The following is a 14,718-nucleotide window of genomic DNA, read 5'->3' on the forward strand; positions in this document are numbered from 1 at the left end:
TCAGTCCGTCGTGGACTGTACGGGCTGGCGCTCGACCGAAATCGAGGGATCATCCGTCCGCGTGAGATACGCGGCGAGTGATCCGTACAGCCCGATGTCGTCGCCGAGCGCGGTCAGTCTGATCTCCGGCCGATCGACGAACAGGTACTCACCGAGATACTGCTCGATGCCCTCGATCGTCGCCTCGCCGTTGTTGAGCGCGACGCCGCCACCGAGGGTCAACAGTCCGGGATTGAACGCGTTGCAGATGCCGGCGATGCCGACGGCGTTGTAGCGGTGGATCCGCTCGAGACAGGCCTCCGCGAAGGGGTCGCCGTCGGCGGCGTGGGTGAACACGGTCTGGCTGGTGATCGGGACGCCGTCGCCGATCGCTGTGGCCAGCTCCGAGTCGTCCGGACCGAAACTCGCCTCCCCGGTTTCGAACAGGTGTGTGGCATACTTCGGGACTCCGCGCCCGGAGCAGTACGCTTCCCAGGCGCCCGTGACGCCAGTGCTCCGCAGATCGCCCTCGGGCGCAACGGCGAACAGTCCGAACTCGCCGGCCTGAGCGTCCTCTCCGGCGATGAGCGTCCCGTTCTCGACGACGCCACCGCCGATCCCGGTGCCGATCGTCAGGTGGGCGACAGAGTCCACGGCGGGGTTCGATCCGAACTGCCACTCCGCGAGTACCGAGGCGTTGCAGTCGTTCTCGACGACCACCGGCAGGTCGTGTCGCTCGCGCACGGCGTCGCGAACCTCGACCTCCGGAACCGTCCTGCCGTCGGGCGCGTCGAGCTTGCGAATCGTCCCTGCGTTCCGGTCGACGAGCCCGGGCGCCGAGACGGCGACGGCGTCGAGCCCGAGGCCGGTCGAGGTCTTCAGGTCGCCGACCGCGTCCACGATCTGCCCGGCGAGCCTATCCGGATCGGTCGGCTCGATCACGGGCTCGGTGACGAACTCTCCGGAAGCGGTGGCGACGGCGTACCGGAAGTTCGTGCTTCCGACGCCGAAGACGGCCACCCTGGTCATGGGAACAGTAGCTGCCGTGGTCGGCATGTACTTTCTGGTAGCTCCGAAACCTTGCGTGCCGGTTCAGCCCGATACAGAGCGGTTGGACTCTGCCGTTGCGACCCTGGCGATCTAGAGCACGGCGTCGGCTTCTGCGTCGACCGCCGCGCGGAACTGCGTCGTTGCACGTCGGCCCGGACGGCGGTGTGCAGGAAAAGTAGTCGCCCCGTCCGTGCATCATAGGAGTCACCTACGCGGTGGCGGCTATCGATGCCGGTCGCTGCCTTGTTGTCTTTACCGATACTGCGAGCAGACGCGCCGGACGCCCTCCTCGAAGCTGATCTCGGGCTCCCAGCCGGTGGCCGCTCGCATCTTCGAGGCGTCGGCCATCGTGTCGTGGACGTAGACGTCCTCCGGGATCGGGTTGTCCTCGTACACAGGTTCGACGTCGGTGCCAAGCTCCTCGTTCAGGAGTGCGACCAGCTCGTCGAAGCTGTACTGCTCGCCAGTGCCGAGGTTGTAGATGCCGTCGAGTTCGTGCTCGGCCGCGAGCACGAGTCCGTCGACGATATCGTCGACGTGCGTGAAGTCGCGGGTCTGCGTGCCGTCGCCCCAGATTTCCGGGGGGCGGCCGTTCGCGACGTCCTCGGCGAACTGCGCGATGAGGTTCGCGTACTCGCCCTTGTGGCCCTCGGCACCCTCGGCCATCCCCTGATACACGGAGAAGAATCGCATGCCCGCCATCGAGAGCCCGTAGTGGTTGGAGAAGTACTCGGCGTAGCGCTCGCGGGCGAGCTTCGATGCCTCGTAGCCGGTGTTGACCTCGACGGGCATGTCCTCGGGAGAGGGCTCGGTGCGATCGCCGTAGATCGACGAGGTCGAGGCGTAGACGACCGTGTCGCAGCCATCGTCGCGGGCCTGCTCGACGGTGTTGACGAACCCCTCGACGTTGACCCGGGCGCCCTGGGTGGGGTTCTCTTCGTGCATCTTGTAGGAGGAGAGCGCGGCGATGTGGAAGACGACGTCCAGGTCCTCTGTGGGCAGGTCGTCGTCGAGGACGCTCTGCTCGCGGAAGTCCACGGCGTCCGTGAGATTGTCGGGTGTCCCGAGATAACAGTCGTCGAGAGCGATTACCTCGTTGTCGACGGCGAGCCGATTCGCGAGGTTCGATCCGATGAAGCCCGCGCCGCCGGTGACGAGGACGCGCTTGTCCTGCATGCTCGGTAGGTCCGGTAGACGGGGGAAAAGTATTCCGAGATTTCAGCGAGTATGGTGACGTGTACGGCGCTTTCGAGACCGTTGCTTGCTTCGAGGGCTCGATCTGCCCGCCGTTCGTTCGAGCACGACGCTCCGCTGCTCTCAAGGCGATCCTGGACCGTGATTCCTCATGGCCAAGCAGGCGATCCGCGAGCAGGTCTGGGACGAGCTGGAGGACGACGACATCGCTCGTTTCCCGTTCCCACCTCACGATCGGATCCCGAACTTCGCCGGCGCAACCGAAGCCGCCGACCGACTCGCCGAGACCGACGCCTGGGCCGACGCGGAGACGATCAAGAGCAACCCCGACGCTCCGCAGCTTCCCGTGCGCCGGCGGGCGCTCCGCGCGGGCAAGACCGTCTACGTCGCGGTGCCTCGACTCGCTGACGAGCATCCCTTCCGCGAGCTAGATCCCGAGCGAATCGAAGCCAGCGAAGGGGGATCGATCGACGATGCGACGACGATCTCCGGGATCGACGAGTACGGCGAGCCGGTGGGGCCCGAGGACGTTCCGCACGTCGACCTGATCGTCTCGGGGAGCGTCGCGGTCGATCCAGAGAACGGAACGCGCATCGGGAAAGGAGAGGGCTACAGCGACCTCGAGTTCGCCGTGCTCTCAGAACTGGGTGCGGTCGACGACTCGACGACGATCGCGACGACGGTCCACGAACGCCAGCTCCGGGAGGACGTGCCAGGCCCCGATCCGCACGACGTGCCGATGGATCTGCTCGTCACGCCCGAGCGGGCGATTCGAGCGGACTCCTCCGGCAACGTCGCGCGACCGACCGGGATCGATTGGGCGCTGCTCGACGAGGAGCGAATCGAGGCGATCCCGGTCCTCCAGCAGCTCCAGCCCTGATCGACGTCTCCGGAGGGTTCCGGATCGGTTCTTCCCGCTCGTCTCCCCGCGCCGCTCACCACGCTTGGTTTGGAATCGTAACCCTGTCTCCCGTTGCTTGGCTGCCGACGATGCCGATATCGTTCCGAAGCTCGATATCGCGCCCTTTTGGTTCGTTTCGATAGCAACCCAGGAACTCGAGTTTTGATAGCAAAATTCTCAGCCGTTCGTCGTTCGTCTGGACAGTCACAACTGCATTCAAACGGGCTGCCCTAGTACACACGTGGATCGAAACGAGTACGCGATACTGATCGGCCTTGCGTTCGGGACGGTCTGTCTGGGGGCGGTCACGACCTCGAAGCCCTTGGACACCTTCGTCGTCGAAAGCACGCGACAGTTCCTCACGACGACGGCCACGATGGCGTGGATCACGTGGTGGGCGCTGGTGCTCGGATTCGCGATTGCAGGGGGCGTCGAAGCCTGGACGTCCGACGAGGAAGTCGCTGAGCTTCTCGACGGACACGGGGCACGCGAGATCGGCTACGGATCGCTCTTCGGATTCGTCTCCTCCTCGTGTTCCTACAGCGCGATCGCGACGGCGAAGAACCTCTTCAAGAAGGGCGGGTCGGCGGCCGCCACGATCGGCGCGTTCATGTTTGCGTCGACCAACCTCGTCATCGAGATCGGAGCCGTCATCTGGATCCTGCTGGGCTGGCAGTTCCTCCTTGCCGACGTCGTCGGTGGTTTCATCCTGATCGCCATGATGGCGTTTGGGTTCGTCTACGTCGTCCCAGACGAGGTCGTCGAGCAGGCGCGTGAGAACGTTCAGGAACAGCGCGATCGCACGGTTCGCGATCCCGTCTGTGGCATGGAGGTCGATCCCGAGGAGACGGAGTACTCGATCGACCACGACGGGGAAACGACGTACTTCTGTTCGAAGTCCTGTATGGAGAGCTTCGATCCCGAAGACGCCAACACGACGATCCGCGAACAGGCGACGGCGCTTTCCGGCTGGAGGGCACTCGCCGACAAGCAGTGGAAGGAGTGGGGGATGCTCTGGGACGAGATCGCCATCGGCTTCCTCTTCGCCGGGCTCATCGCCGGGTTCGTCCCCGAGAGCGTCTGGACGTCCGTCTTCTCGGGCCCGACGTTCGGGCTTCCCATCTACGTCTTCTGGACAGCAGTGCTCGGCGCCGTCATCGGCGTCGCGACGTTCGTCTGCTCGGTCGGTAACGTACCGTTCGCGACCGTGCTCTGGACGAACGGCCTACCGTTCGGGAGCGTTCTGAGCTACATCTACGCGGACCTGATCGTTCCGCCCATCGTCGACGCCTATCGCGAGTACTACGGCGCGACGTTCGGTGCCATCCTGGCAGTGATGATCTTCGTCAGCGCCGTCCTGACGGGATTCGTGATCCACTTCGTCTTCCTCGCAATCGGATTCGTCCCGGATCCGTCCGCGACGGAGGTCGCCGAGCTGTCGATCGAACTCAACTACAAGCTCGCGTTGAACGTGCTGGCGACCGCCCTGTTCGGGGTGCTCTACTGGCTCCATCGGTCCAACTCGATGGAGGGATCTCCGGATCAGAGTGGTGCCACGGCCTAACACACCGACTGATCGCCGTCCCATTCCCGTTCAGGACAGCCCTCGACCTTGGGTTCAGTCCTCGAACAGCTCCTCGTGGCGTCCCGCGAGGTCGGAGTAGGCGCCAGACGCGTAGCGCTTCGAGATCCCCTCGGCGTCGAGGCTCGTGTCCTCGATCGGCGTCACCTGCGCTGGCACCCCGCGGACGAAGGAATCCTCCGGGATCTCCCAGCCCGCGGGGACGACAGACCCCGATGCGACGACGCTCCCGGCGCCGAGAGTCACGTCCGAGTTGAGCGTGGCGTTGAACCCGACGAGGGCGTCCTCGCCCACAGTCGCGTCGTTCAGGACAGCACCGTGGCCGATCATCGCCTCCTCGGCTGCGGTCGAGGCGTGGAGCACTGCCCCGTCGCCGACGTGCGCGCTCTCGCCGATCTCGACCGGGCCGACGTCGCCACGGAGGACTGCGCATGGCCAGACGCTCGCGTTCGCTGCCACGGCAACGTCGCCGACGAGCGTCGCCTCCCTGCTCACGTGGGCGTCCTCGTCGATCGACGGGCGCGCACCCTCGAAGGCGTACGTACGAGAATCCATGCAGTGTGGTACCAGGGCAATCGGCATAAAGGATTCCTGCTACGTCTGGCTGTCCACGTGTGGTTATTCGGTGTTGATTGTGGGACTGGACTACTAGGGAAAGCAGATCGGAGCGTGGGAGTTGGCTGATGAGTGAACCGCCACGGAAGCCCCCTCCCGCTCCGGTCGCGCGGCTCGCTGCGCGTGGTTCGAAAGACGCAAAGCGTCTTTCGTCATCACGAGAGAGCTTCGCTCTCTCGAACGACTTCGCTCCCTCCGGTCGCTCCAGTGCTTGCGTCGCCGTGCTTCCCGGAGCGGTCGGCCCCTTCCTGAGCCCCACCCTATTGGAGTTTCCACCGATCACGAACCCCCGGTGGTCCACGTCGGCGCGCGCTGGCGTGGTCGCGAGCCCCGAAGCGGGCGAGCGGCCATCGGCAGCCAGCGCGCGAGGGCCGAGCGATGCTGGATCGGAGATTCAGCAAGTCTGAGGCTTCGCCTCAGGCAGCGGAGCGGAGCGAGCAGCGCAGAAGGCTGGGGAGGAGTGAGGCGGGTGGGGCTGAGCGAAATCTTCGATTTCGCGAGGTACGGAAGATCTCTGATCTTCCGGCACATCGAAAGGGGCAGGACTCTCGGCTGTCCCCGGGCGACGCAAGCACTGGACTGACTGAGTGTAGCGAAGGAGGGAAGCATGCAGCGAGCCCCGGGATTCCGAGCGTCCTGGGGCTTTCGGATGTCCCGATTCTCTCTTTCTGTATAATCAGTAGTCAGATCGACCACACGCACACCGAGCGATGCAAAATCCCTAATCAGCTGGCGTTCCGTCGGGCATCGGGCCGTCGTAGCCGTCGGGAACGTACTCACAGAGCGGATCGGCGGCGAACGGATCCCCCGTCGTCGCGAAGGCCCGCGACCGACTCCCACCGCAGACGTGCTTGAACTCGCAAGCCCCGCATTTACCCGTGAGCTCCGAGCGGTCTCGGAGTCGCTCGAAGAGATCGGCATTCCGGTAGACGTCGACGATCGATTCCTCCGGGACGGTGCCGGCCGATTCCGGGAGGAAGCCGGAGGGGTAGACCTCCCCGGTGTGAGAGACGAACGCGAAGCCGTCGCCGGCGACGATGCCACCGCGACGACCGGGACCGCCCTCGCCACCTGCTGCCACCCCCGATTCGGGCCCCTCGCCGCCTTGCTCCGCCCGACGTCGCTGGATCGCGACCCGCCGGTAGTGCGGCGCCTCCGTGGTCTTGACGCCGAAGGACTCCTCGCTTGCGACGTCGTCGAGCCACTCCATGATCGACTCCGCTCGCGAGGGACTGACGGGATCGAGCATCGCGCCGCGTCCCACGGGAACGAGGAAGAAGACGCTCCAGAGCGCCGCCCCGAGATCCGCGACGAGCTCGCGGATCGCGGGGAGCTGATCGACGGTCCGCGCGCAGACGGTCGTGTTGACCTGCAGTGGGACGCCTGCCCCGCGGGCGTGGGCCGCCGCCTCCAGCGTCGCCCCGAAGCTGCCCCGTTCACCCCTGAACGCATCGTGCTCCTCGGCGACGCCGCCGTCGATGCTGAGCGCCATGCGACGGACGCCGGCGTCGGAGAGGTCCTCGATCACGTCCCGGGTGAGCGAGGCCGTGCCACTGGGCGTCACCGTCATCGAGAGGCCGGCGTCGGTTCCGTACTCGACGAGTTCGACGAGGTCCGGGCGAGCGGCCGGATCGCCACCGGAGAGGACGACGAGCTGGTTCTCGCCGAACTCCCGCGCCTGGTCGAGCAGCTCCTTGCCCTCGGCGGTGGTCAGCTCCTCGGGGTGGCGATCGGGCTGGGCCTCCGCGCGGCAGTGATCACAGGCCAGCTCACAGGCCTGGGTCAGTTCCCAGATCAACACGAACGGTCGTTGGTCGGTGTCGACGGCTGTAGGGCGCATGGAAGGGTATTGTGTGGAACGTCCGCGTGAGGACGACTTTGGATCCCGTTGAAAAGGACGCAGCGGCCGTTCTCAGCCGGTGGGAACGCGAGGGCCGGTTTTGGTGGTTCACTCGTAATCCAGAGGCATGGTCGAGAAGGCAGATCGCGACGAGGTGGGTGCGGAACCACGCGGTGACCCCAGCCGCGAGTGGGAGGTGTTCGTCCGCGACGACGCCGACGAACCCCTCGGTCACGTCGGGAGCGTCAGCGCACAGACCGCCGAGATCGCGAACGAGCAGGCGAGCCGGCTGTTCGCCTGGTACGCCGACGATCTCTGGCTGTGCCCGGCAGACGAGGTCCGACGGTTCTCGACGCACGACCTCGACGACGACGAACGCGAAGCGACGGACTCGAACGGAGACGCACCGACGGACGTCGTCGACGAGGACGACACGGAGGAGCACGACGCCGAGGACGAGCCCCGCGTCACCGAACTCTGATTCGAGGAGCACGAGCACCCCAGCGAACCACGATCCATGATCTCCATCAGCAAACTGCTGTGTGGCGGCGAGGCCGAAGGCGACGGACTGCGCTACGACGCGGCCGGCGAGTCCAGCAAGCCCCAGATTCGCGAGGACAAACAGGAGCGGCCGGTCGTCGTCTGGAACCTCACGAAGCAGTGCAACCTCTACTGCTCGCACTGTTACGCCGGCGCGGAGGAGGTCGGGGCCCCTGGCGAACTCTCCACGGCGGAGGGCAAGGGGCTCCTCGACGATCTCGCGGCGTTCGACGTGCCGGTCGTACTCTTCTCCGGCGGCGAGCCCCTCGTCCGCGAGGATCTCGAGGAGCTGGTGGCCTACGCTTCCGACCTCGGAATCCGCCCAGTGCTCTCGACGAACGGCACACTGCTCACCGAGGAGCGCGTCGCTGCGCTCCGCGACGCCGGCCTCGCCTACGCCGGCGTCTCCGTCGACGGAATGCCAGCCCACAACGACGAGATGCGCGGGAAGGAGGGTGCCTTCGAGGACGCGGTCCGTGGCATCCGGACGTGCCTCGACGCCGGACTCAAGACCGGGCTACGCTACACCATCACGAGCACGAACGCAGAGGATCTCGAGGACGTCGTCGAACTGCTCCACGAGGAAGGAGTGGACCGCTTCTGTTTCTACCACCTCGACTACGGCGGTCGCGGTGCGGAGATCGCCGACGTGGATCTGGCGCCCCCCGAGAAGCGCGAGGCTGTCCGCACGCTCTGTGATCTCACTCGCGAGTACCACGCCCGCGGCGAGGAGATCGAGACGCTGCTCGTGGGCAACTACGCCGACGCCGCCTTCCTCGTCGAGTACGCACGCTCGGAGTTGGACGAAGAGGCTGCAGAGGGGATCTATCGCTACCTCGAACGCAACGGCGGGGATCCGACCGCAGAGCGCGTCGCCGACGTCGACTACCAGGGGAACGTCCACCCGACGCAGTTCTGGCAGTCCTACAGCCTCGGCAACGTTCGGGACCGCTCCTTCGGCGACATCTGGAGCGACGAGACCAACCCGCTCGTTGCCGCGCTCCGTGAACGCGAGGAGCACCTCACCGGCCGCTGTGCGAGCTGTCGCTACCAGTCGATCTGCCGGGGCGGCTCGCGGCTCCGTGCGCTCGCCGCGAGCGACGATCCGTTCGCGCCCGATCCGCAGTGCTACCTGACGGAGGCAGAGCGCGAAGGCGTCGGGGACGGGGCGATCGGACATCCTGCGGACTGATCCCTCCGGGGCGGCGGACTCCCCCGGATCGGAGTGCCTCCGTAAGAGGTATGCGCCCCCCGGACGCCCCTCCGGACATGACGGAGTTCTCCGAGCGGGTCGAGCAGGTGTCGATCAGCGGGATCCGGGAGGTCTTCGAGGCCGCCGGCGATGACGCGATCAACCTCGGGCTCGGCCAGCCGGACTTCCCGACGCCCGCCCACGCTCGCGACGCGGCCTGTGAGGCCATCAACGAGGGGATCGCAGACGCGTACACCTCGAACAAGGGCACTCGGTCGCTCCGGGAGGCCATCGCACACCGATACGATCTGGACTGGGGCATCGACGTCGATCCCGCGGACCTCATCGCGACGGCCGGCGGTTCCGAAGCACTCCACATCGCCCTCGAGGCCCACGTCGACCCCGGCGAGGAGGTGCTCTTCCCCGACCCCGGCTTCGTCTCCTACGACGCGCTGACGAGGATCGCCAGCGGTTCTCCGACGCCACTGCCGCTCCGCGAGGACCTGACGCTCGATCCGGCGACCGTGGAGGAGGCGATCACCGAGGACACCGCAGCCTTCGTCGTCAACAGCCCCGCGAACCCCACGGGCGCGGTCCAGTCCGAGGCGGACATGCGCGAGTTCGCCCGGATCGCCGACGAGCACGACGTCCTCTGTATCTCCGACGAGGTCTACGAGCACATCGTCTTCGAGGGCGAGCACCACTCGCCGCTGCAGTTCGCCGAGACCGACAACGTCGTCGTGGTCTCCGCCTGCTCGAAGACCTACTCGATGACGGGCTGGCGACTCGGCTGGGTCACGGGGAGCAACCGGCGAATCGAGCGGATGCTCCGCGTCCACCAGTACGGACAGGCCTGTGCCAGCGCGCCAGCACAGTACGCCGCCGAGGCAGCGCTCACCGGCCCGCGCGAGCCAGTCGAGGAGATGGTGACTGCCTTCGAGGAGCGCCGGGATCTCGTCCTCGACGAACTGACCGACATGGGGCTCGACGTCCCGACGCCCGAGGGGGCATTCTACGCGATGCCGAAGGTCCCGGAGGGCTGGGTCGACGAGGTAATCGACCGTGGCGTCGTCGTCGTGCCCGGTGAGGCCTTCGGGGAACGCGGAGCGGGATACGCCCGGATCAGCTACGCGACGGGGATGGACGAACTCGAGGAGGCCCTCTCGATCATGCGAGAGGCGACGCAGGCCGTCTGACTGACCGGCCCGGTTCCAGCGACGACCCTGCGGATATTCCTACAGGCGTTGCAGGATCGACCGAAACCGATCCTCACCAGCTCCCCGGTCACGGCCCGTCTGTGAGGGCTGGAGTTCGCCGAAGGAGACGATCAGCATCGACGACCGATCCGGGGTTCCGCCGACGGCGCTTCGCCGAGCGCCGGCCCGCTGTGGAAACACCTATATTGTGCGTGAATAGACGAAAAAACAACTACTGTCGTCGTCGTTCTCCCGACGGGGGTCGTCGACGGAGTGGGCGCAATACCAATGGACACGACCATCGCGGAAGTCGCACCTGACGAACTGGCAGCGTCCGTCGAGCCGGGGGAGCTTACGCTCGTTCTCGGCGCACCTGGCATCGAGCTGGCACGACACCTGGCACCGCTCGGTCCGTCCGTCGACGCATTCCCCGAGACTGCCAATGTCGACGAGGACGAACTCGTGTTCGTCGACGACTTCGTCTCGGCCGTCTTCGACATAGCGGACGACCACCACTCGGAGTACATGACCGAGCGCGGCGAGCACTCGCTGTTTGCGAGGCCGGGTGGTGCAGTGCTCGCCACCCGTCCCCGGAGCTTCGACTGGCTCTGCCGGAGCGCCGACGGCGTCGACGGCGAGTTCGTGGAGTCGGTGGACGCCGTGGTACTCGTCCGGACGCCCCCGACGGCTGCGATCGATGCGATCGACGCGATTCTCGAGCGGATGGACCGATCGAGTGTGTCTACGCTCCGTGAAGAGGACCGCGCGGCCGTGCTGGCCCGGACCAGTTATCCGGCCTACGACTTCCGGGAGCCGGCGTTGCAACGACGGCTGGGTTGGTACGACCGGACCGTCACGCCAGCGGCATTGCTCTCCCTGTCGCAGTACGACGACGCGCCGGTCCTCCTCCCCGGTGCGGTCAGGGACGTCCTCGATGGCTACGACGTCTCGATTGGCCCGATCAGCAGGGAGTTCGAAGACCGCGTTTCGGAACTGGTCCCGAGCGGCGGTCGGCCCGGCCGACGTCCCACCGAGCGCTCGCCGCCGGTCCTCGCTGCCGCGGCGCTCGTCGCCATTGGACTGGACGACGACGCGGACTGGCTCGAGGCCGTCACCAGGTTCCGGATGCTCCCCACCACCGCCGAGGCGCTGGAGATCGCCCTGGATCTCCCGCCGGGAACGATCGACGAGCTGCAGGTGTTCGCCGCCGATTCCCCCCGATCCGCCCTCGAGGATCGTCTCTCGACGGCTGCGGACGCGGAGGCGGTGCTCGACGTGGCTCGTGACGTGGTGGGGGAGGCCGCGGACGTGCTCCACGCGGAGGCCGACTCGCTCGAAGCGCGTTCGACGGCTTCCGACGAGTACGGGCGGTGGCCACTCGTCGGGGCCTGGCACTGGGACGGACCGCGAGCGCTGGAGGACGCTGCTGCGGATCGCCAACTGCCCGAGTGGATCCAGCAGTCCGATGATTCCGACGACGGGGCCAGTCACGACTGGCGCACGTTCGTCGACGACGTCGATCTCCTCGAAGCGATCGACGGTGGGCTGGTGGTTCTCTCCGGACCGAAAGCGAGCGGGAAGCGACAGGTCGCCGCCTCCCTCGCCGCGGAACTCGACGACTGGGGAGCGACTGTCAGACTCACCGGGCTCAGAAATCCCGACGAGCTTCGCCCGGGAATCGAGGCGACGGGGGACGCCGTCGTGGTCGCGACGTACGGAGCCGGGCCAGCGAGGATCGTGGGCGACGACGGCGTTCGCGCACTCCCCGAGTGGGTCGACGACGGGAGCTGTGCCGGTGCACTGGTGATCTGCGACGACGCCGATCGCGACCGGTTCGACGAGGTCGCCGAACGCACAAACTGCGACGAGTTCACGGCCTGGACGGACCGGGTCGAAGTCTCTCTCGGCGAACCGTCCACCGAAATCGACCGGGAACCAGCTGTCGTCGCCCGCGACCTGCTGGACGCGATCGGCTGGAACGAGGTCGAGTCACCGTCCCGGCGGACCGTCGAGGTCGATCCGGTGGCCGACCAGAGCACGCTGGCCGCGATCGTGGGCGCTCCGGACCACGCCCTGGACGGCGAGTTCCTCGGGACGGTCGTCGCCGAGGTCGTCGAGATCGTCTCCGCGTCACACGGACCTGCCGCTGCCCGGCAGTGGCTCTCGTTCGTCGACGACCTCGTCGCGGACGTGGCGCTGAACAGGACCGGTGACTCAGACGCTGCGCTCCTGTACCGTGGCGAGGTCTACGAGACGGCGATCGCCGCCGTCGCAGCGGCGAACCCGCGGACCGACGAGTGGGTGCACGCGGTGGCTCGCGGCGTGCTGGAGGTCACGAACGAGACCGCCGCCCCGTTCGCTGGCCGGGAGTCCGTCGGGGGCGACCTGGAGCCGTTCGCCACCGCCTTCTCGGGCGCACTGGCGCGGCTCGCACAGCCACCGGACGGGTCGACCGTGAACCACGGCGCCGTCGGGTGCGTCGACGAGGCGCTCCACGCGATGGTCGAGGAGGGCTGGGAGTTCCCGGTCCACCTCGTCTACGGGCGTGCTGCCGGTCGAATCGCCCGCTGGGCCGACGATCTGCGGGCGGCAAACGGCGGCATCTCCACGGTCGTCACTCGCGTTCGCCAGCACGCGATGGGCGCCACCGATCATCGGACTGCGAGGACACTCGGGAACTCCTTTGCATCGATGCTCGGGGCGGTGGCCGGCGTCGAGGGTTCCGACGATAGCCCCGGCGAAACCCCCACCGCCTGGGTCGAGGACGTCGAGTCCCGGGCGAGGGACGCACTCCAGGACGTCGCCGATCCGGACAGTCGGCGACGGCTGCTCACGACGTTCTACGGAAGCGGGCTCGGGCTGTGGGTCTTCGAGCACGACTGTCCCGACGAGGCGGTCGGTTCGTTCTTCGACGCCGTGGGCCAGTCCGTGTGCTACACGGCGACGGCGGCGAACCTCGAGGATTCCGAGGCGCTCGTGCTCGAGGGGTACGGCCGGGCCGTCCGGACCGTCGTCCAGTCGGGCGACCTCGACCGGGCGGAACGCTTCTTCGCGGAATGTCACCGGCTCGTCGATGCTATCGGTGATTCGGACGCGTTCGAGACCGGTCGAGACGGTCGGGCAGCGCTCCACGCGAGCGGGCTCGCCGCGTTCGGCCAGGTCGAGCGTGACTTCCCGGACGCGGCCAGCAGCTATCCGTACGGCCGTGATACGATCGCGTTCGAGGACTCCCTCGGCTTCGAGGACTGGCTGACGCTGTACGATGCGTCGGTGCCACGGAGTATCGGGCCGACGGCGTCCGCCGACGAGTCGACCCAGTATCTCACCGACGTCTACAGCGGGGCGCTGTCGACGCACGTCCGCGGGTTCGATCCCGACGGGAAGCACTGGAACGATACGGGCGACGGCGTGACTCCGCGCGGGGAACACACCTGGTACGCCGGTCTCACGGAGCTGATCGAAACGCGAGCGACGTCCGACGGAATCGAGGACCCGGTGGCGTTCCTCGCGGACGTCTACGGCGGTGCAGCGACGACGTGGGCCAGGGAGGGCGAATCGAGTCGGGCCCAGGAGTGGGTCACGGTGCTGGTCGAAACCTTGCGGAGCACTCGCGAGTCGATCGACGGCCCGCAGAAGGTGAGGTGGTTCGACGCGTTCGCGTCGACCGACGCGGAGATTCTCACGGCAGTGTTGACCCGGTCGGACGTCGGTGAACGGACGCACGACCGCCTGGTCGAGGCGGTGCTGTCCAAGATCGCGGTCGCCGCGAAGGCGGCGGACAATCCACCGCACCCCGTCGTGTACGTGGCGTCCGTCTTCGGCGGTGCGCTGGCGCTCGCCGCCGACGGTCCGGCCGAGGAGGTCCGGTTCGGGGTGACCGAGGTCCTGGCGATCCTCGACGACGAGTTCTCACTCGAGTGGATCGATCTGGAGCGAGCGTATATCTTCGAGCGGATCTACGCCGAGGCGCTCGCGAGGGTCGGTCGAACGCACCCCGACGTCTCGGACACTGCGGAGTGGTTCGACGTCGTGAGCGACAGGATCGAAGCGACCGCGAGTAGCGTGGCGCCGGAGGACCCTGCCGAGTTCGTCGCCGACGTCTACGTTCGGGCGCTCTTCGAAGCAGCCCAGGACGGGGCCGACGAGTGGCGACGGCGCCTCGATGCCGAGCTTCGTACGTACACGAACGGACCGACCGTCGACGATCCCGCGGCGTTTCTGGAAGCGACGTACGCCAACGTGGTCGTGGAAGGAGCGAAACGCCACGGCCCCCGGACCTCGATCGAAGCCTGCATCGACGCCGTGAGCGAGTCGCTGGAAGCTGCAGGTGATGCGGACCTGCTCCGGAGCGACGACGCCCTGGAACGAACGGTCTCGCGAGCCGCCGACACGCTCTCCTCGGCCAACGTCAAGGATCCCGGCGAGTACCTGCTCCGCATCGATCACGGACTCCGGAACGCGGGGCACGAGACCGTCGCGAACGACCTGTTCGACGGCGACCGTGGCGACGACACCGGTGTCCCCGACGGCGAACCGGTCTCGAACACCGGTGGAGGGATCGGTAGCAATCCCGCGGATCACGAGGACCGGTAGTACGCTGCGTCGTCGTTGCGGCCACGACCGCTCGAC

General features: G+C 67.1%; 10 protein-coding genes. 6 read left to right on the forward strand and 4 right to left on the reverse strand.

Going from position 1 to position 14,718, the window contains the following annotated elements; translation table 11 throughout:
• Entirely contained in the window at positions 1–1,008 is a 1,008-nt protein-coding gene (locus ACZ5KP_RS14785) for an ROK family protein (RefSeq protein WP_460918658.1), read from the reverse strand.
• 273 nt (positions 1,009–1,281) lie between these two features.
• The gene (locus ACZ5KP_RS14790) at positions 1,282–2,205 is read right to left on the reverse strand and encodes an NAD-dependent epimerase/dehydratase family protein (RefSeq protein WP_460918659.1); all 924 of its coding nucleotides are present in this window, start codon (positions 2,203–2,205) and stop codon (positions 1,282–1,284) included.
• Between the two features lie 169 nt (positions 2,206–2,374).
• On the opposite strand from ACZ5KP_RS14790, the gene ACZ5KP_RS14795 reads away from it, so the two are divergent.
• The gene (locus tag ACZ5KP_RS14795; RefSeq protein ID WP_460918660.1) at positions 2,375–3,103 is read left to right on the forward strand and encodes a 5-formyltetrahydrofolate cyclo-ligase; all 729 of its coding nucleotides are present in this window, start codon (positions 2,375–2,377) and stop codon (positions 3,101–3,103) included.
• Positions 3,104–3,365: 262 nt separating this feature from the next.
• Positions 3,366–4,688 carry a permease gene (locus tag ACZ5KP_RS14800; RefSeq protein WP_460918661.1) on the forward strand — a complete coding sequence of 441 codons (1,323 nt, stop codon included), beginning with the start codon at positions 3,366–3,368 and terminating at the stop codon, positions 4,686–4,688.
• Positions 4,689–4,742: 54 nt separating this feature from the next.
• Here ACZ5KP_RS14800 and ACZ5KP_RS14805 read toward each other — a convergent pair whose 3' ends face one another.
• A complete protein-coding gene (locus ACZ5KP_RS14805; protein WP_460918662.1) occupies positions 4,743–5,261 on the reverse strand; it encodes a gamma carbonic anhydrase family protein in 519 nt (172 codons plus the stop codon).
• Between the two features lie 781 nt (positions 5,262–6,042).
• A complete protein-coding gene (locus tag ACZ5KP_RS14810) occupies positions 6,043–7,161 on the reverse strand; it encodes a TIGR04053 family radical SAM/SPASM domain-containing protein (RefSeq protein WP_460918663.1) in 1,119 nt (372 codons plus the stop codon).
• 127 nt (positions 7,162–7,288) lie between these two features.
• Between ACZ5KP_RS14810 and ACZ5KP_RS14815 the strand changes: the two genes are divergently transcribed.
• The 4 genes from ACZ5KP_RS14815 (at position 7,289) to ACZ5KP_RS14830 (ending at position 14,682) form a co-directional block, all read left to right on the forward strand.
• Positions 7,289–7,642 carry an Htur_1727 family rSAM-partnered candidate RiPP gene (locus ACZ5KP_RS14815; RefSeq protein WP_460918664.1) on the forward strand — a complete coding sequence of 118 codons (354 nt, stop codon included), beginning with the start codon at positions 7,289–7,291 and terminating at the stop codon, positions 7,640–7,642.
• A gap of 36 nt (positions 7,643–7,678) precedes the next feature.
• The gene (locus ACZ5KP_RS14820; protein WP_460918665.1) at positions 7,679–8,893 is read left to right on the forward strand and encodes a TIGR04347 family pseudo-SAM/SPASM protein; all 1,215 of its coding nucleotides are present in this window, start codon (positions 7,679–7,681) and stop codon (positions 8,891–8,893) included.
• A 77-nt stretch (positions 8,894–8,970) separates the two neighbouring features.
• On the forward strand, positions 8,971–10,089 hold the full coding sequence (locus ACZ5KP_RS14825) for a pyridoxal phosphate-dependent aminotransferase (RefSeq protein ID WP_460918666.1): 1,119 nt from the start codon (positions 8,971–8,973) through the stop codon (positions 10,087–10,089).
• A 288-nt stretch (positions 10,090–10,377) separates the two neighbouring features.
• On the forward strand, positions 10,378–14,682 hold the full coding sequence (locus ACZ5KP_RS14830; protein WP_460918667.1) for a hypothetical protein: 4,305 nt from the start codon (positions 10,378–10,380) through the stop codon (positions 14,680–14,682).
• Positions 14,683–14,718 lie beyond the last annotated feature (36 nt).

It is taken from the genome of Salinarchaeum chitinilyticum, from assembly GCF_055390775.1.